12 protein-coding genes and 1 pseudogene are annotated in these 18,052 nt (G+C 69.9%); 6 read left to right on the top strand and 7 right to left on the bottom strand.

Annotated features, from left to right (window positions below):
- Positions 1–300: 300 nt before the first annotated feature.
- A complete protein-coding gene (locus AB0E85_RS38210; RefSeq protein ID WP_361937318.1) occupies positions 301–672 on the bottom strand; it encodes an NTP pyrophosphohydrolase in 372 nt (123 codons plus the stop codon).
- An 81-nt stretch (positions 673–753) separates the two neighbouring features.
- Here AB0E85_RS38210 and AB0E85_RS38205 point away from each other — a divergent pair, with 81 nt between their 5' ends.
- From AB0E85_RS38205 to AB0E85_RS38195, 3 genes are all read left to right on the top strand, one after another.
- A complete protein-coding gene (locus AB0E85_RS38205; RefSeq protein ID WP_361937316.1) occupies positions 754–1,773 on the top strand; it encodes a hypothetical protein in 1,020 nt (339 codons plus the stop codon).
- Between the two features lie 229 nt (positions 1,774–2,002).
- The gene (locus AB0E85_RS38200) at positions 2,003–3,274 is read left to right on the top strand and encodes a nucleotide sugar dehydrogenase (protein ID WP_361937314.1); all 1,272 of its coding nucleotides are present in this window, start codon (positions 2,003–2,005) and stop codon (positions 3,272–3,274) included.
- Positions 3,271–5,037 carry a glycosyltransferase gene (locus AB0E85_RS38195; protein ID WP_361937312.1) on the top strand — a complete coding sequence of 589 codons (1,767 nt, stop codon included), beginning with the start codon at positions 3,271–3,273 and terminating at the stop codon, positions 5,035–5,037. Before AB0E85_RS38200 ends, AB0E85_RS38195 begins: the two co-directional genes overlap by 4 nt.
- Before the next feature lie 86 nt (positions 5,038–5,123).
- Here the strand turns inward: AB0E85_RS38195 and AB0E85_RS38190 are convergent, their stop codons facing one another.
- From AB0E85_RS38190 to AB0E85_RS38165, 6 genes are all read right to left on the bottom strand, one after another.
- On the bottom strand, positions 5,124–6,548 hold the full coding sequence (locus tag AB0E85_RS38190) for a polysaccharide deacetylase family protein (protein WP_361937310.1): 1,425 nt from the start codon (positions 6,546–6,548) through the stop codon (positions 5,124–5,126).
- Positions 6,549–6,607: 59 nt separating this feature from the next.
- Positions 6,608–8,056, bottom strand: a complete 1,449-nt coding sequence (locus tag AB0E85_RS38185) for a cellulose binding domain-containing protein (protein WP_361937308.1) — start codon at positions 8,054–8,056, stop codon at positions 6,608–6,610.
- 162 nt (positions 8,057–8,218) lie between these two features.
- Positions 8,219–10,348, bottom strand: a complete 2,130-nt coding sequence (locus tag AB0E85_RS38180) for a 3-hydroxyacyl-CoA dehydrogenase NAD-binding domain-containing protein (protein WP_361937306.1) — start codon at positions 10,346–10,348, stop codon at positions 8,219–8,221.
- Positions 10,345–11,562, bottom strand: coding sequence for an acetyl-CoA C-acyltransferase (locus tag AB0E85_RS38175; RefSeq protein WP_361937304.1), 1,218 nt, complete (start codon positions 11,560–11,562; stop codon positions 10,345–10,347). Before AB0E85_RS38175 ends, AB0E85_RS38180 begins: the two co-directional genes overlap by 4 nt.
- 120 nt (positions 11,563–11,682) lie before the next feature.
- On the bottom strand, positions 11,683–12,726 hold the full coding sequence (locus AB0E85_RS38170; RefSeq protein ID WP_361937302.1) for a LacI family DNA-binding transcriptional regulator: 1,044 nt from the start codon (positions 12,724–12,726) through the stop codon (positions 11,683–11,685).
- Positions 12,723–15,128 carry a glycoside hydrolase family 2 protein gene (locus AB0E85_RS38165; protein ID WP_361937300.1) on the bottom strand — a complete coding sequence of 802 codons (2,406 nt, stop codon included), beginning with the start codon at positions 15,126–15,128 and terminating at the stop codon, positions 12,723–12,725. Before AB0E85_RS38165 ends, AB0E85_RS38170 begins: the two co-directional genes overlap by 4 nt.
- 157 nt (positions 15,129–15,285) lie before the next feature.
- Between AB0E85_RS38165 and AB0E85_RS38160 the strand changes: the two genes are divergently transcribed.
- The 3 genes and pseudogenes from AB0E85_RS38160 to AB0E85_RS38150 form a co-directional block, all read left to right on the top strand.
- Complete coding sequence (locus AB0E85_RS38160; protein WP_361937298.1) at positions 15,286–16,605, top strand: ABC transporter substrate-binding protein; 1,320 nt, start codon at positions 15,286–15,288, stop codon at positions 16,603–16,605.
- Positions 16,605–17,555: a sugar ABC transporter permease gene (locus AB0E85_RS38155; protein ID WP_361937296.1), complete on the top strand. Its 951-nt coding sequence runs from the start codon at positions 16,605–16,607 to the stop codon at positions 17,553–17,555. The genes AB0E85_RS38160 and AB0E85_RS38155 overlap by 1 nt, the downstream gene beginning before the upstream one ends.
- A pseudogene (locus AB0E85_RS38150) lies at positions 17,552–18,052 on the top strand (carbohydrate ABC transporter permease); the annotation flags it as partial. The gene AB0E85_RS38155 and the pseudogene AB0E85_RS38150, both read left to right, overlap by 4 nt.

Here is an 18,052-nt window from a genome sequence, read left to right as displayed (position 1 = left end):
GGTGGTGGGTCGGGGCCGCGCCGGGGGGTGTCCGTCCTCGGAACGTCGCGATGGGGTTGCGTGCCGACTGACTGTGCGTTGACGCGACAACCGCTGCGGGCGGACACCCCCCGACACGTCCCCTGCTCGCCGTACGCGGGTGCGGGCCGGCTGTGGTGGCGCAGGCTGCGGCCCCGGCTGCGGACGCTCGTTTCGCCTGGCTGCGAGCCGCCCGTGCTGCGGGCATGCGTGCCGCTGGGGGAGGCACCCCGCTCCGCCGGGTTGCGGACCCACCCCCGCCCCAGCCCCGACGCCCAGCGCCTACGGACGAACGGACCGTGGCCCCGCCACCTCCGCCCCCAGCTCCCCGACCCGCCTCCGCAGCTCCCGGTCCGCCGTGATCACCAGGACGGAACGGTCGCCGGACGAGGCGACGACCTCGACGATGTGATCGTCTCCACTGCCGGGCGCGGAGGACACCCGCACCCCCGGCACGGACTCCACTCCCCGTGCCGCGCCCTCCACCACCAGGACGATCTCCACCGGGCCGGAGACGGCCGGGACCCCCTCCGACGCCAACCGGTCCCGCAGCCGCTCCGCCGCACCCCGGCGGTCGCGCCACCAGCCGTCCGGCACCGACCCGACGACGTTCGCCGCGTCGACGACGACCAGAGCAGGCGTGTTGGCGTTCATGTGGCCAGGGTCGCACGGCAGACGGCCGCACGGCGGGGCCGGGCGGCGCGCCGGGCCCCGCCGTCCGCATAAAGTGAACAGGTGAACGGCGACTGGCTCATCCGCGGCCGCGACGGCCGCCTCACTGTCTACCTGCCCTCCGGCGACGCCGTCCTGTGCCGTGCGGAGCGCGGCCCCGCCGGCCCCTGGGAGGACGCCCCCCGCACGGTCGGCGGCAGCCAGAAGCTGCACCCGGGCGCGGCGGTCGGCCAGGGCCGGGACGGGTACGCGCATCTGGCCGCCTGGCGGCCCACCGGGCCGGGGGAGTCGGGGCTCGTGCACTCCACGCACTTCCGGCCCGGGCTCGCGGCCCTGGACTGGGTCCCGATCGGGCATCCGGACCAGAAGGGCGACCGGACGGGCCCGCCGGCCGTCGCCGTCGACGGCGCGGGGCGTGGCTACGTCTTCGTCCGGAACGGCAACGGCGGGGTGAGCCTGCGCAACCAGAAGGTCAAGGGCGGCTGGAGCTCCTGGCAGAACCTCGAAGGGCAGGACGTCGAGGGCGAGTTGGCGGCCGTGACGGGGGAGTCGGGGCTGGTGGAGCTGTACGCCTCCGTCCCCGGCGGAATCCTGCACTGGCGGCAGGAGGGGGACGGGAAGCGGCCGGTGCGGACCGAGGGCGTCGACGCACCCGTGCGCCCGGGGACCCTGTGCGCGCTCGCCACGTCCGCCGAGCAGACCACCCTCTTCTTCACCGACACCTCGGGCGACCTGTGCGCATGGCGCCCCGGTGAGAAGCCGGCGACCCTCCTCACGTCCGCCGGCCCCGGCCCGGTCTCCGCCGTGCGGTGTGAGATCGAGGGGCACGACTGCACCGTGCTCGCACAGCGGTCGGCGAGCGGCAGGGTCGCCTTCGCCGCGTACCCCACCGAGCAGGAGCCCGCCGGTGCCTGGTGGACCGAGTCCGGGCCCCGGCTGCCCGAGGACGCCGCGGTGTCGGTGGCGCTCGACGAGCACGGGGAGGTCGTCGCGGCCTCGCAGTCGCCCTCGCAGGGCACCGTGCTGCTCACCCGGCGCAAGGACGAGCCGGGGCTCGCACTGGAGGCATGGCGGGAGATCTGACCCCCGCCGGACCCGGAACGGATCACTTCCTTTTGTGGCCCTTGACGCACCAGACACACGAGGTGTGTCAAGGGTTGTACAGATGTGTGCGTGACAAGGCGCACCTCGGGTGAACATGGTCAAAAGGTGAAGGTATTGTTAACCTCCTCGGACTTGTTCGATTTGCTCGGGGGGCCGGTTGCTACAGCGTCTGGCCGACGCCTTGGCAACGGGGTTGGGGAATGATGTCGTGAGCAGATCCTCCACGGTGGATCTTGTCGTTGTCGGACTCGGTTACGTGGGGCTGCCGTTGGCCAGGTCCGCCGCCGCCGCGGGCCTGAAGGTGGTCGGTCTCGACCGCAGCCGACGGGTGGTCGACGGACTGAACGCCGGTCGTTCACACGTCGACGACATCACCGACGCCGAAGTGCGCGCCATGCTGGAGCAGGGCTTCGAGGCGGTCGACCGGGCGGACGTGATCGCCGGCGCCGCCGCGGTCGTGGTGTGTGTTCCCACGCCGCTCACCGATCACGGAGCCCCGGACCTCGGCGCGGTGCACGCCGCCGTCGACGACATCGCCGACCACCTCACCTCCGGCACGCTCGTGGTCCTGGAGTCCACGACCTACCCGGGCACGACCGACGAGGTGGTCCGGCCGCGTCTGGAGGCCGGGGGCCTGCGGGTCGGCGTCGACTTCCACCTCGCCTTCTCCCCGGAGCGCATCGACCCGGGCAACCCCTCCTTCGGCCTGGAGAACACGCCGAAGGTCGTCGGCGGCATCACGGCCGACTGCACCAAGGCCGCCCGCGCCCTCTACGAGCGGTTCGTGAACCGGGTCGTCGAGGCCAAGGGCACCCGCGAGGCCGAGATGGCCAAACTGCTGGAGAACACCTACCGGCACGTCAACATCGCCCTCGTCAACGAGATGTCGATGTTCTGCCGTGAGATCGGCGTCGACCTGTGGGACGCGATCCGGTGTGCTTCCACGAAGCCGTTCGGGTTCGCGCCGTTCTACCCCGGCCCGGGCGTCGGCGGGCACTGCATCCCGATCGACCCCAACTACCTGTCGTACAAGGTGCGTTCGCTGGGCATCCCGTTCCGGTTCGTGGAGCTGGCGCAGGAGATCAACCAGCGCATGCCCGTGCACGTGGTGAACCGCGCCGCCGATCTGCTCAACGACCAGGGCAAGGCAGTGCGCGGCTCCCGGGTCCTGCTGCTCGGCGTGACCTACAAGCCGGACATCTCCGACCAGCGGGAGAGCCCGGCCCTGGCCGTCGCGGAGAACCTCCTCGCGCGCGGTGCCGAGCTCGTCTACTTCGACCCGCGCGTCGAGGACTGGCGCGTCGGCGGTGACCCCGTCGAGCGGGCCGGGGACTACCTCGCCGCCGCCGAGGCCGCCGACCTGACGATCCTGCTCCAGCCGCACCGCGAGATAGACCTCGACGAGCTGGCCGACCGCGCCCGGGCGCTCTTCGACACCCGGGGCAAATCCGCCGACCACCCGCGGGTGGTCAAGCTGTGACTTCCGAAGATACGTTCATACCCGGTGCCGTCGAGTCCGGTGGGCGTCGAGCACACCGGAAGCGGCGGCATCTGAAGGTCTCGTACTTCGTCTTCCTGGGCCTGGCCGCGCTGATCGCCACGCGGCTCGACGCCGGTTCGCTGCACCTGTACTCGATGGGCGCCATGGGCCTGCTGGCCCTGAAGATGTTCGGCGCCCTCTTCTACCGTCCGGCCAAGGCCGGGCGGGAGGAGCTGGAGTACCTGGAGAACGCCTGGGTCACCGCGGTCATCCCGATCTACAACGAGGACCCGGTGATGTTCGAGCAGGGCATGCGCAGCCTCCTCGCGCAGAGCCGCCTGCCCAACGAGATCCACATCATCGACGACGCTAGCGCCAACGACTCCGGCATCCGGGCGGCGAAGAAGCTGCGCCGCGAGTTCGAGGCCAAGGGTGTCAAGTACACCGTCAGCGTCCAGCCCGAGAACAAGGGCAAGCGCGAGGCGCTGGCGCTGGGCTTCGAGGCCGCGCCGTACTCCGACATCTTCCTGTGCGTCGACTCGGACACCGTGCTGTCCCGGGACACCGTGCGCGAGCTGCTGCTGCCGCTGGCCGACGAGAAGATCATGGCCTCCACGGGCATGGTGCTGGCGCTCAACCACGACAGCAACATCTTCACCCGCCTCCAGGACCTGCGCTACGGCAACTCGTTCCTGTTCGAACGGGCCGCCTACTCGCGGCTGAAGTCGGTCCTGTGCTGCTGCGGAGCGCTCTCCGCGTACCGCGGGACGCTGGTGCGCAAGTACCTGCCGGACTTCCTCAACCAGCAGTTCCTGGGCAAGCCGGCCGTCTTCGGCGACGACCGCCGCATGACCAACTACTGCCTGATGGAGGGCCAGGTCGTCTTCCAGGAGACCGCCGTCGGCTACACGGCCGTCCCCGAGAAGCTGCCGCACTTCCTGCGCCAGCAGGTGCGCTGGAACAAGTCCTTCTTCCGCGAGTCGCTGTGGGCGTTCCGGCACCAGAAGAAGTACCGGCCGGCCTTCTGGCTGACCTGCATGGAACTCGCCCTGTGGCTGGTCTTCGGCTCGGCGATGTTCTACTCGATGGTCATCCTGCCCATCATCAAGCCGCAGCAGTTCGTCAACCACATCGGCGACTACCTGGTCTTCATGGTCCTGATGGGTTACCTGCGCAATGTGCGCTACCTCGACTTCCCGCGCCGCGGCATGGGCTTCATCAAGCGCTTCGGCATGTTCCTGCTGGCGCCGATCTACGGCGTGATCCAGCTGACCCTGCTGACGCCGCTGCGCTTCTACGCCCTGTTCACCCTCCACAAGGGCAGCTGGGGCACCCGCCAGGGCGGAGTCGAGGTGTCCGTGGCAGGCGACCACGAGCACGACGTGACGGAGATCTTCGAGGAAGAGGACCCGTACTCCGACAAGAAGGTCACCGAGACGCTCCAGTTGATGCGTCTGGAGGGCGTGGCGCTGCGCACCCGGCCGCGCCCGGCGGGCGGCATCCCCTCCCAGCCGCAGCCGATCCCCGGGTACGACGAGGAGCAGCACGCCGCTGTCCCGCAGCAGCGCGTCAGCTGGGGGTCACCGGAGCCGGCCGGCCGGCAGCAGTGGCAGGGCGGACACCCCGGCCACCACGACCCGTACCAGCAGCAGTACCCGGGGCAGGGCCACATCCCGCAGCAGGGCGGATATCCGCCCCAGGACCCGTCGTGGCACCAGGGCCAGGGACCCGGCCAGGGCGGCTACGGGCAGGGCGGCTGGTAGAGCCGCGGAGGAACGGAGAGAGGGGCGGCCGGGGGGCCGCCCCTCTCTTGTGCGTCCGGGCCCCCGCGGGCCCTGTACACCGGGCCTCAGGTGTACGAGGCCATGGCCTCCTCGACCGTCAGCACCGGGATGTCCCGGTCCTCGATCGCCTTCATCAGCGCCTCCAGGCCCGCGGTGCCGATCTCGGTGCTCGTCTTGGGAGCGCCGTCCACGACCTTGTGCAGACACAGGATCAGCCAGTCGCCGCTGTTCACGCACCGGTCGAGCTTGCCGCCCGCACCCGTCAGCTTCGACAGGGCCGTACCGCCGATGCCCGTGCCGTCGTTGATGCCCGTCAGCGCCTTGAGGCGGTACGGCATCGCCGGGGCGAACGACTCGATGGTCTCGGAGATGATCGACCGGGCCGTGGTGAAGTGCCGGCTCGCGATCTGGTCGACCGGGACCCCGTCGGAGGTCTTCTGGAACGCGCCGTGCGGGTAGGCGAAGTGCTCGCTGGTGAAGCCGTTGGAGACCAGCCACTCGCGCAGTTTGCGGAAGTCGTCGTCGGCCTGCTCGGCGGTGAGCTTGGGATAGCTGGCCGTGTGGACGGCGTTCGCGTACGAGTGGCCGCCCATCTCCCAGCCGGAGAAGTCCTGCATCGACCGCATCTGGTCGAGCGTCAGGAAACTGCCGGTACCGATGGCGTCGGCGATGTTGTAGACCGTGCCCGGGAAGCCGAAGCGGTCCATGACCGGCCGGGCCAGGTCGTGGATCGACTTGTGGGAGTCGTCGAAGGTGATGGAGACGACGCCCTTGGGGAAGACCGAGACGGTGTCCGGTATCAGCTCGACGGCCTGGAGCCGGTACGTCACCGGGCCGCCCGCGTTGTCGTACACGGCGAACGACATGTCGGTGAAGCCGGTCTTCGTGGAGGGCTTGCCGCCGGCGCCGATGGAGTACGTGCCCGCCGCCGCGTTGACGTCCGCCCACTGGAGGTGGACGGTCACCCACTCCCCGGACTGGACGTAGTTCGCCGAGGTCTTGGAGTGGAGGTGGTGCGTCCAGGCGAAGTGGTTCGCGAGGGAGCCGCTGCCCAGGTAGAAGACGCACTTGGCCAGGTTCGTCACGTCGTCGACGCGGAAGACCAGCCGGATCATCTTGCCCGTCAGACTCATCGCCGGCATGCCCGTCTTGCGGACGTAACTCTGCTTGCCGGTGCCGTTCGTGGTCACCCGGACCGACTGGGTGCCGCGGACGAAGGCGGACTTGTCGTTCGCCTCGGCCGACGCGGTGCCCGCGCCCCCGGGCGTCCAGCCGTGCCCCGACTGGAACTGCTGGGACCAGCTGGCCCGGCGGTACTTGGGGCGGCGGCCGGAGGGGGCGTAGAGGGGAGGCGTGGTGAGGCCTCCGATGCCGCCCCCGGCGGCCGGGGCGGCGGCGGGCTGTGCCACCACCTTGCCCAGCCACGCGCCGCCGCCGGCCATGGCGACGCCTCCCGTACCGCCCATCAGCAGAGCGGAGCGCCTGCTCACCACGGGCTTGTTCTCCGTTGCCTCGGCAGCGTGCCTGTGGGCGCCGGACCGCCTGTTCCTCACCGGGACTCCCGAACCGTGTCGAAGTAGTTCACACCCTCGTCGGTGAAGTCCTCGACAGCGGACTGCACTTGCTTCGCCGACAGGGTGTCGTTCGCGTTGTAGTAGAGCCAGTCCACCTTCATGTCCCAGGCGCGCTCGCCCTTGAACGGCAGATCGATGAACCAGTGGTTGAAGTTCACGGACATGTCCGCGCGCGGGGCGTACTTGCCGTTGCTGAGGAAGAGCTTCTTGCCGTCGAGCCAGTAGGCGACGACGCCGTCCTTCACCCTGATCAGCACGGTGTGCCAGGTGTCGAGGCTCTTGTTGGTGGTCTCGTAGACCCGGTCGTTCGTCTTGTGGTCGTACCAGGTCACGGTGTCGAGCTTGGGGCCGGGCCGACCCCAGCCGCCGTTCGGCATGTACTCGTTGTCCAGCTCGCTGTACTTCGAGCCGGTGCCGCCGATGGTGTAGAAGGTCTGGTTGACGTGGTCGCCGGCGTCGCCGCTGGTCGGCTTGTCGCTGAAGTGGATGCGGGCCGCGTACGTGCCGTCGCGGAACTTGCTGGCGGCCGTGCCGAGACTCGCCTGCTTCGTCCCGGCCTTGGTGCCGTCCGTGCTCGCCCGCAGGTTGAGCACCTGGCCGTCGGCGTGCGCGCCCTCGGCGGTGGGGAAGCTGACACCCTTCGCCGACCAGGTGCTCTCGACGCCCGGGCCGCCCTTGCTGGTGCGGACCAGCCAGCCGTGCTTGAACAGGGCCGGATCCTTGGGGCCCTGGTAGGTGAAGTCGTCGAACAGCACCCCGGCGGGCGGCGCGGGCAGTGCCTCGGGTGCGGCCTTCGCCGCCGTCTTCTTCTCGTCGCTCGCCTTGGTGCCGTCCGGCTCCTCGCCCCATGCGAGGACGCCCCGCTTGTAGGCGGTGACGTTCTCCGCCTCCTTGTAGCTGGTCATCTCCGCGTCGAAGGAGCGGTCGTCGGACTGCTTCAGCTTCTTGTGGTCGGTGCGGAAGAGCTGGAGGTCGATGCCCTTGCTGTTGGCGCCGGGCTTCAGGTCGCCGGCGGCGGCCGTGAACCGGACCTCCAGGTAGTGGTCGGCGGTGTCCGTGGGCTTGTCCATCGCGATGATCCGGCCGGCGACGTTGGAGCAGCCGAAGACGGCGTTCACGCAGTTGAAGGCGTACGAGGGCGGGCTCGCCGCGCCGTCGGCCGTGAACCAGTACCGGAGCGTCACATCGCTCAACGGCACTGCCTTGTCCGTGTCGTTGAAGATCTCGAACGACGGCTTGGCCGCCGTCGCCGTCGGCGGCGTGTCGGTGCGGTAGCGGATCGTCAGCTCGGGCGGATCCGGGTTCGCGGCCTTCCACACGGGATAGAGCGCCGTGCCGCCGGCAGCGACGACCGCGACGAGGAGCAGGAGCCTGATCTTGGGCCAGACCCGGCGTCGGGGTGTTCGGCGACGAGGGGACGCCACGCAGGACTCCTTCGAGGACACCCGGCGGTCTGGGGTGGAGACCGTCAGAGTCAGGTAAACAATGGTCGGATTGTGTGAGGATCCTATCGGTGGTGGCATACGAAAAGGGGGGCGGGTGCACGGATTGTTACCGCACGCCCCACCCCCCTCAGGGGTAACGCGTTACGCCGGGACGCTCGCGACGCCCTGCGCCAGGAACCTCTTGCCGTTCACGCGCTCGGAGACACCCTCGCGGTCCAGGTACGGCGTGATGCCGCCCAGGTGGAAGGGCCAGCCGGCGCCCGTGATGAGGCACAGGTCGATGTCCTGTGCCTCGGCGACGACGCCCTCGTCGAGCATGATGCCGATCTCCTGCGCCACCGCGTCGAGCACGCGCTCGCGCACCTGCTCCTCCGTCAGGACGGTGTCGCCCTGCTTCAGCAGCGCGGCGACCTCGGGGTCCAGCTCCGGCTTGCCGGAGTCGTAGACGTAGAAGCCGCGCTTGCCCGCCTTGACGACGGCCGCGAGGTTCGGGGAGACCGTGAAGCGGTCCGGGAACGCCCGGTTGAGCGTCTCCGAGACGTGCAGACCGATCGCCGGGCCGACCAGCTCCAGCAGGACCAGCGGGGACATCGGCAGACCGAGCGGCTCGACGCCCTTCTCGGCGACCTCGACGGGGGTGCCCTCGTCGATGATGTTCTGGATCTCGCCCATGAAGCGGGTCAGGATGCGGTTCACGACGAACGCCGGGGCGTCCTTGGTGAGGACCGCGGTCTTCTTCAGCTTCTTGGCGACGGCGAAGGCCGTGGCCAGGGCGGCGTCGTCGGTCTTCTCGCCGCGCACGATCTCCAGCAGCGGCAGGACCGCGACCGGGTTGAAGAAGTGGAAGCCCACGACCCGCTCGGGGTTCTTGAGCTTCGACGCCATCTCGGAGACCGACAGCGAGGAGGTGTTCGTCGCGAGGATGGCGTGCGCCGGGGCGACCGCCTCGACCTCCGCGAACACCTGCTGCTTGACGCCGATCTCCTCGAACACGGCCTCGATGATGAAGTCCGCGTCCGCGAAGCCCTCGGCCTTGTCCAGCACACCGGACACCAGCGCCTTGAGGCGGTTGGCCTTGTCCTGGTTGATCCGGCCCTTGCCGAGCAGCTTGTCGATCTCGGCGTGGACGTAACCCACACCCTTGTCGACGCGCTCCTGGTCGATGTCCGTGAGGACGACCGGGACCTCCAGGCGGCGCAGGAACAGCAGCGCGAGCTGGGAGGCCATCAGACCGGCGCCGACGACGCCGACCTTGGTGACCGGGCGGGCCAGGGACTTGTCCGGGGCGCCGGCCGGGCGCTTGCCGCGCTTCTGCACCAGGTTGAAGGCGTAGATGCCGGCGCGCAGTTCACCGCCCATGATGAGGTCGGCGAGCGCCTTGTCCTCGGCGTCGTAGCCCTGCTGGAGGTCGCCGTTCTTGGCGGCGGCGATGATGTCCAGGGCGCGGTAGGCGGCCGGGGCGGCGCCGTGCACCTTGGAGTCCGCGATGAAGCGGCCCTTGGCGACGGCCTGGTCCCAGGCCTCGCCGCGGTCGATGACCGGGCGCTCGATCTCCAGCTCGCCCTTGAGGACGGCGGCGGTCCAGATCAGCGACTGCTCCAGGAAGTCCGCGCCCTCGAAGATCGCGTCGGCGATCCCGAGCTCGTAGACCTGCTTGCCCTTGAGCTGCTTGTTCTGGTTGAGGCTGTTCTCGATGATCACCGAGACGGCCTTCTCGGGGCCGATCAGGTTCGGCAGCAGCGTGCAGCCGCCCCAGCCCGGGACGAGGCCGAGGAAGACCTCGGGCAGGGAGAACGCCGGGAGGGCCGCGGAGACGGTGCGGTAGGTGCAGTGCAGACCGACCTCGACACCGCCGCCCATCGCGGCGCCGTTGTAGTACGCGAAGGTCGGCACGGCCAGCTTCGACAGCCGCTTGAAGACCTCGTGGCCGCCCTTGCCGATGGCGAGAGCGTGCTCGTACTCCTTGAGGATCTCCACGCCCTTGAGGTCGGCGCCGACGGCGAAGATGAACGGCTTGCCGGTGATGCCGACGCCGATGATCTCGCCGTCCGCCGCCTCCTTCTCGACCTGGTCGATGGCGGTGTTCAGGTTCGCCAGCGAGGCCGGGCCGAAGGTGGTCGGCTTGGTGTGGTCGTGGCCGTTGTCCAGGGTGATCAGGGCGAAGCGGCCCGCACCCAGGGGGAGGTCGAAGTGGCGTACGTGCGCAACTGTGACGACCTCGTCCGGGAACAGCTCGGAAGCCTGCTTGAGAAGCTCGGCGGTGGTGCTCACTTGTCCCCCTCGAAGTGCGGGTTCTCCCAGATGACCGTCGCGCCCATGCCGAAGCCGACGCACATGGTGGTCAGGCCGTAGCGGACGTGCGGCTGCTCCTCGAACTGGCGGGCCAGCTGCGTCATCAGGCGGACGCCGGAGGAGGCCAGCGGGTGGCCGAAGGCGATAGCGCCGCCGTACTGGTTGACGCGCGCGTCGTCGTCGGCGATGCCGTAGTGGTCCAGGAAGGCCAGGACCTGGACGGCGAAGGCCTCGTTGATCTCGAACAGGCCGATGTCGGAGATCGACAGGCCCGCCTGGGCCAGCGCCTTCTCCGTGGCCGGGATCGGGCCGTAGCCCATGACCTCCGGCTCCACGCCCGCGAAGGAGTAGGAGACCAGGCGCATCTTCACGGGGAGGTCGTTCTCCCGCGCGAACTCCTCGGAGGCGATCAGCGAGGCGGTGGCGCCGTCGTTCAGACCGGCCGCGTTACCGGCGGTGACCCGGCCGTGGACGCGGAACGGGGTCTTCAGGCCCTGGAGGTTCTCCAGGGTCGTGCCCGGGCGCATCGGCTCGTCGGCGGTGACCAGGCCCCAGCCCGTCTCACCGGCCTCGGGGGAGGTGCGGCGGACCGAGACCGGCACCAGGTCGGCCTGGATCTTGCCGTCGGCGTACGCCTTGGCGGCCTTCTCCTGGGAGCGCACGGCGTACTCGTCGGCGCGCAGCTTGGTGATCTGCGGGTAACGGTCGTGCAGGTTCTCCGCGGTCATGCCCATGAACAGGGCCGACTCGTCGACCAGCTTCTCGGAGACGAACCGCGGGTTCGGGTCCACGCCCTCGCCCATGGGGTGACGGCCCATGTGCTCGACACCGCCCGCGACGGCGACGTCGTAGGCGCCGAAGGCGACGGAACCGGCGACCGAGGTGACGGCGGTCAGGGCGCCGGCGCACATGCGGTCGATGGAGTAGCCCGGCACGGACTGCGGGAGGCCGGCGAGGATCCCGGCGGTGCGGCCGATGGTCAGGCCCTGGTCACCGATCTGCGTGGTCGCGGCGATGGCGACCTCGTCGATCTTCTTCGGGTCGAGACCGGGGTTGCGGCGCAGCAGCTCCCGGATCGCCTTCACGACGAGGTCGTCGGCACGGGTCTCGTGGTAGATGCCCTTCGGGCCCGCCTTGCCGAACGGGGTGCGGACGCCGTCGACGAAGACGACGTCCCTGACGGTACGAGGCACGATGGCTCTCCTCCAGGGTCAGGATCTGCATTGCTGCTGCGATGCGCTGAGCGCGCGCTCAGGCCCATGCTACTTATGAGTAACGTAGCTGCACAGTCCTGGCGGGTGGAGCGGTGAAGGTCACACCTCCTGTCGAGGCGGCGCTGTGGATCCCCGAGGCGTCAGCACCGGTGTGGGCACAGGATGCGACCCGGCCTCACCTTCTGTGATCACCGAGAGCAGTGTCCTGGCCACCTCCGCTCCGAAACCATGCACGTCGTGACTCATCGCCGAAAGCGTCGGGTGCGTCAGCCGGCACAGCTGCGAGTCGTCCCAGGCCAGCAGCGACACGTCCTCCGGTACCCGCAGCCCCATCTCCGCCGCCACCGAAAGACCCGCCACCGCCATGATGTCGTTGTCGTACACGATCGCGGTCGGCCGGTCGGCCGGCGCCGCGGTCAGCAGTGACCGTGTCGCCCGGGCCCCCGCGTCCCCCGAGAAGTCCGTCGCCACCTGCCAGGCCCCGGCCAGCGCCAGCGCCCCCGCCGTCTCGTCGAACGCCGCCGTGCGGATCGCCGTGTGCCCGAGATCCGCCGCCCCGCCCACCCGGGCGATCCGCCGGTGCCCCAGCGCGGCCAGGTAGCGGACCGCCTCCGTCACGGCCGTGGCGTCGTCCGTCCACACCGACGTGAGCCCCCCGGTCAGCGAGGGATGCCCGACGGCGACCGCCGGCATCCCGAGCCGCTGCGTCATGGCCACCCGCGGATCGTCCGCCCGGAAGTCGACGAGGATCGACCCGCCGATCTGCCGCCCCCGCCACCACGTCTCCTGGACGCCCACCTCCTCGTCCATGTTCCGTACGAGCCTCAGCAGCAGCGAGCTGGAGTGCTCGGCCAGGACGCTCTGCACGCCCGAGACGAACTCCATGTACCAGGGCTCGAGGCCCAGCACCCGCGCCGGCCGGCACACCGCCAGCCCGACCACGTCCACGCGCGATCCGGCCAGTGTCCGCGCCGTGAGGCTCGGCGACCAGCCCAGCTCCCGTGCCGCCAGGAAGATCCGGTCCCGGGTGGCCTCCGACAGTCCCGGCTTGTGGTTGAAGGCGAGGGACACCGCGCCCTTGGACACACCGGCGCGCGCGGCGACGTCCTTGATGGTGACGCGAGGGGTCGGCGTTGCCGTCATCGGGTGGGCTCCACGCAGTACAGGGCCGAACGGGCGGTCTTCGCGTCCGGAGTCTTCCAGCCGCGCACCCCGATGGTCACCTCTTCGCCCGGCAGCAGCGTGACCAGCCCCCGGTCGGCCCGCGCCCCGGGATCGAGCCGGTCGGCCTGGAGCAGCAGGTCCCGGACGAGGGTGCGGGCGGTCACCGTGATGCCACCCGGCACGAGGCCGACGTCGAACTCCGGAGCGGGGTAGGGCACTTCGCGGTCGGGCACCGGGAAGTACAGCGCCCGCAGCCCTCCCCCGCTCGCGGCTTCGCCCGAGCCGGGGGACCCCCACACGTCCGCCACCAGGAACTCCCCGGGCCCGGCGGGCACCAGCTCCGGTGGCACACCGACACGGGCCACGGCCCGCCTCCCGGCCGCCAGCTCCACGTCCTTCCGGGCCAGCACCTCGCCCTCGACGGACCACCGCCGCAGGGTCAGCGTGCCCCGCCACTCCGCCGGCCCCTGGTTGCAGGCGGCCAGCACCAGCTCGCCGTCCCGCATCTGGAACGTCGGCAACCGGTCCGCGTACAGCCGCTTCAGCTCGTGGTAGAGCGGCTTCTCGCGGCCGTCCCCGTCGATGGCCGCCCAGGAGGTCACCGGCCAGCAGTCGTTGAGCTGCCAGACGACCGTGCCCGCGCACACCGGCCAGTGGGAGCGCCAGTGCTCGATCCCGGCCGCGACCGCCCGCGCCTGATTGAGCTGCATGAGGTAGTGCCAGCGGTCGAAGTCCCCGTCCGGCACGGCGAAGTGCCGCTGGAGCCCCCGTTCCAGCTTGCCGTTGCCGTCGTCCGCCTTCTGGTGGTGCAGCACGCCGGGGGAGTCCGGCGCGAGCTCCTCCCCGGGCAGCGCCCGGCGCAGTGTGCTGTACGCGGGCGGCGCCTGCCAGCCGAACTCGGCGACGAACCGCGGCACGCTCAGCCGGTAGTCCGCGTAGTCCTGCCGGTTCCACACCTCCCACGAGTGGTGGGTGCCGTGCGCCGGGTCGTTCGGGTGGTGGTCCCAGGACCCGGACCAGGGGCTGCCCGCGGTGTACGGCCGGGTCGGGTCCGACTCGGCCACCACACGCGGCAGTACGCCCAGGTAGTAGCCCTCCCCCCAGGAGTCCCCGGCCAGCCGCGGCTCCCACCCCCAGTCCCGGAAGCCCCACAGGTTCTCGTTGTTGCCGTTCCACAGCACGAGCGACGGGTGCGGCATCAGCCGTACGACGTTCTCCCGCGCCTCGGCCTCCACCTCGCCGCGCAGCGGCGGCTCCTCCGGGTAGGCCGCGCACGCGAACGGGAAGTCCTGCCAGACCAGCAGCCCCAGTTCGTCGCAGGCGTCGTAGAAGTCCTCGCTCTCGTAGATCCCGCCGCCCCAGACCCGCACGAGGTCCACGCCCGCGCCGGCCGCCTGCTCCAGCCGCTCCCGGTAGCGCTCGCGGGTGATCCGGGAGGGGAAGACGTCATCGGGGATCCAGTTGACGCCCCGCGCGAAGAGCCGCTCGCCGTTGACGACGAGGGTGAAGCCGGTGCCGTGCGCGTCGGGCCGCCGGTCCAGCTGCACGGTCCGGAAGCCGATCCGCCGCCGCCACACGTCCAGCGCCTCCTCACCGTGCAGCAGCTTCAACTCCACGTCGTAGAGAGGCTGTTCGCCGTATCCGCGCGGCCACCACAGCCGCGCGTCCGGCACCCGCAGCCGTACGGCCCCGCCGGACCCCTCGATCTCGGCCCGCGCCCGCACCCCGGCGACGGTCGCCTCCACGGCCAGCGGTGCCTCGACCCGGGTCCGCTCGACGTCGACGGCCAGCTCGACCACGCCGGTGCCCTCCTCGACGGTGACCAGCGGGCGCACCCGGGCGATCCGGGCCGTCGACCAGTGCTCCAGGCGCACCGGCCGCCAGATGCCGGCCGTCACCAGGGTCGGCCCCCAGTCCCAGCCGAAGGAGCAGGCCATCTTGCGCAGGTACTGGTAGGGCTCGGTGTAGGCGGCGGGCCGCTCGCCGACCCGGCCCCGCACGGCCTCGGCCTCGGCGTAGGCGGAGACGAACCGCACGGACAGCCGCCCGGACAGGCCCGTCACGTCGAACCGGTACGAGCGGTGCATGTTGCGCACCTTCCCCAGCAGCCGCCCGTCCAGGGAGATCTCGGCGACGGTGTCGAGCCCGTCGAAGACCAGGTCGGTCTGCTCCTGCCCCTCCGCGACGCCGATCTCCCGCTCGTACGTCCAGTCCCGGCGCCCCACCCACGCCACCTCGGTCTCGTTGCGGCCGAGGAACGGGTCCGGGATCACCCCCGCGGCCATCAGGTCGGTGTTCACGCACCCCGGCACCACGGCGGGCAGCGTGTCCGAGTCGTGTCGCAGGATCCATCCCTCGCCGAGCGGTGTCGCCTCCAGCATGCGCACTCCCTTAACCGGTTCAGTGAAGAGTCGTGTGACAGTTTCGCATCGTTGGCGGGAATGGGACTTTACCGGTTGAGTACACGCTGCCAGAGTTCCGAACCAGCCATACCGCACGTGCTCGTCCGTCCCGAGTTCCCCTCCGCGAACGGAGCTGATGCACATGAACCGCCGTACCCTTCTCGCCCTCGCCGTGGGCGCGGCCCTGCTGGCCTCCGGCTGCACCGGCTCCGGAGGCTCCGCCGAGGGCGCCGACGCCAAGGCGCCCGACGATCCCTCCAAGGTCGAGGGGACCATCACCGTCCTCACCCACCGGACCGACCTCGTGCAGGACGGGACGATGAAGAAGTACGCCGCCGAGTTCAACAAGACGTATCCGAAGGTGAAGGTCGAGTTCGACGGCATCACCGACTACGAGGGCGAAGTCAAGATCCGTATGAACACGGAGACCTACGGCGACGTCCTCATGATCCCCGCGGTGATCGAGAAGAAGGACTACCCCACGTTCTTCGCCTCCCTCGGCAGCAAGAAGGAGCGGAGCGAGAAGTACCGCTTCACCGACTACACGGCCGTCGGCGGCAAGGTCTACGGCCAGAGCCCGCTCGGCGCGGTCCCCGGGTTCATCTACAACAAGAAGGTGTGGAGGCAGGCCGGGGTCACCGACTGGCCCACGACACCGGACGAGTTCCTCGCCGGTCTCAAGGCCATCAAGGCGAAGACCGACGCGGTCCCCTACTACACCAACTTCAAGGACGGCTGGCCCCTCAGCCAGTGGACGGGTGTCAGGGGCTCGGTCAGCTGCGACGAGCAGGCCACCACCAGGTGGGCCGAGGGCAACCCCTGGGCCGAGGGCGGCGAACTGCGGGTGGCGGACGGCCTGCTGTACGACATCGTGCACCAGGGACTCGTCGAGAAGGATCCGACGACCACCAACTGGGAGGCGTCCAAGCCCAAGCTGGCCAAGGGCGAGATCGCCACCATGTGGCTCGGCTCCTGGGCGGTCATCCAGATGCAGGGCGCGGCGAAGCAGGCCGGCAGTGACCCGGACGACATCGGGTTCATGCCCTTCCCCGCCCAGAAGGATGGCAGGTTCTGCGCGGTGACGTCGCCCGACTACAACCAGGCCGTCAACATCCACTCCGAGCACAAGGAGGCCGCCCGCGCCTGGATCGACTGGTTCACCGACGAGTCCGGCTACGCGCGGGACAACCTGGCGCTGTCCCCGCTCAAGGACGACCCGCTGCCCGACATGCTGAAGCCGTACGAGGAGGCGGGCGTCAAGCTCCTCGACCTCGACGACAGCAAGGGCGCCGAGCTGAAGACCATCGAGAACCGGTCCGAGGTCGGCATCAACAAGCCCGATTACCGCAAGGAACTCGTCGACATGGCCCGCGGCGCCAGGAAGGGCGACCCGGACGACTACCTGGACGGCCTCGGTGAGAAGTGGACCGAGACCCAGAAGTCGCTGGGGTCGTGATGACGGGCACCACCGAGACGGCCGCCGTCAAGGCAGCCGCCGGGGCGGCCCCCGCCCCCGTTCCGGCACCCGCCCCGCGCCCGGTACGCCTGTGGCGCGGGGCCACCCCCTGGCTCTTCCTGCTCGCCCCGCTCACACTCCTGATCGTCTTCACCTACGCGCCGATCGCCAACATGGTCGCGTACAGCTTCACCGACTGGGACGGGGTGAGCCCCGAGCTGAACTACACGGGCGCCGGGAACTACACCGAACTCTTCACCCGCTCCGAACTGTTCGAGGTCTTCTGGGTCAGCGGCTACTACCTCGCGGCGTCCGTGATCCAGATCGTGGCGGCGCTCTACTTCGCCACCGTCCTCAGCTTCGACGTCCGCTTCCGGAACTTCTTCAAGGGCGTGCTGTTCTTCCCGTACCTGATCAACGGGGTCGCGATCGGCTTCGTCTTCCTCTACTTCTTCCAGGACGGCGGCACCCTCGACTCGGTGCTGAGCCTGATCGGCGTGGAGACGGACCGCGCCTGGCTCGGCACCCCGGAGTCGGCGAACACCTCTCTCGCCGCCGTTTCCGTCTGGCGCTATCTCGGCCTGAACTTCGTGCTCTTCCTCGGCGCGATCCAGTCGATCCCCGGGGAGCTGTACGAAGCGGCCGAACTGGACGGCGCGAACCGCTGGCACCAGTTCCGCCACATCATCGCGCCGGGCATCAAACCGGTCCTGAGCCTGACGGTGATCCTCTCGATCTCCGGTTCGCTCTCGGTCTTCGAGATCCCCTACATCATGACCGGCGGCGCGACCGGCACCGAGACGTTCGTCATCCAGACCGTGAAGCTGGCGTTCCAGTTCAACAAGACGGGGCTCGCCTCGGCGGCCGCGGTCGTGCTGCTGCTGATCGTCCTGGCGGTGACCTGGGTGCAGCGCCGTCTCGCCCCCGACGACAAGGTGGACCTCGTATGACGCGCCGCGCGGTGAGCCGCTTCCTCGTGTACCTGTCGCTGATCGCCGCGACCGCGCTGGTCCTGCTCCCGCTGGCCGCGGTGTTCCTGACGTCCCTGAAGTCGGAGAAGGAGATGGCGGACGGCAGCGGCGCGCTCGCCCTCCCGGAGAACCCGTTCCACCTCGACAACTACGTGACGGCGTTCCAGGACGGCAGGATGCTCTCGGCCTTCGGCAACACGGCCGTCATCCTGGTCGTCGCCATCGGCGGCACGGTCCTGATCGGCTCGATGACGGCCTACGCCATCGACCGCTTCCGGTTCCGTTCGCGCGCGTGGGTCCTCGCCCTGTTCCTGATCGCCGCGCTGGTCCCCGGCGTGACCACGCAGGTGGCCACCTTCCAGATCGTCAACAGCTTCGGCCTGTTCGACAGCCTCTGGGCGCCGATCGCCCTCTACATGGGCACCGACATCGTCTCGATCTACATCTTTCTGCAGTTCGTCCGCTCGATCCCGGTC

It is taken from the genome of Streptomyces sp. NPDC029044 (genome assembly GCF_040637495.1).
Lineage (GTDB): Bacteria > Actinomycetota > Actinomycetes > Streptomycetales > Streptomycetaceae > Streptomyces.
This window is presented reverse-complemented; position numbering and strand designations above follow the sequence as displayed.

Excerpts from the sequence above, each read along its gene's own strand:
- AB0E85_RS38165 (WP_361937300.1), bottom strand. The coding sequence starts at position 15,128 with ATGCTGGAGGCGACACCGCTCGGCGAGGGATGGATCCTGCGACACGAC.
- AB0E85_RS38160 (WP_361937298.1), top strand. The coding sequence starts at position 15,286 with ATGCACATGAACCGCCGTACCCTTCTCGCCCTCGCCGTGGGCGCGGCC.
- AB0E85_RS38155 (WP_361937296.1), top strand. The coding sequence starts at position 16,605 with ATGACGGGCACCACCGAGACGGCCGCCGTCAAGGCAGCCGCCGGGGCG.
- AB0E85_RS38210 (WP_361937318.1), bottom strand. The coding sequence starts at position 672 with ATGAACGCCAACACGCCTGCTCTGGTCGTCGTCGACGCGGCGAACGTC.
- AB0E85_RS38170 (WP_361937302.1), bottom strand. The coding sequence starts at position 12,726 with ATGACGGCAACGCCGACCCCTCGCGTCACCATCAAGGACGTCGCCGCG.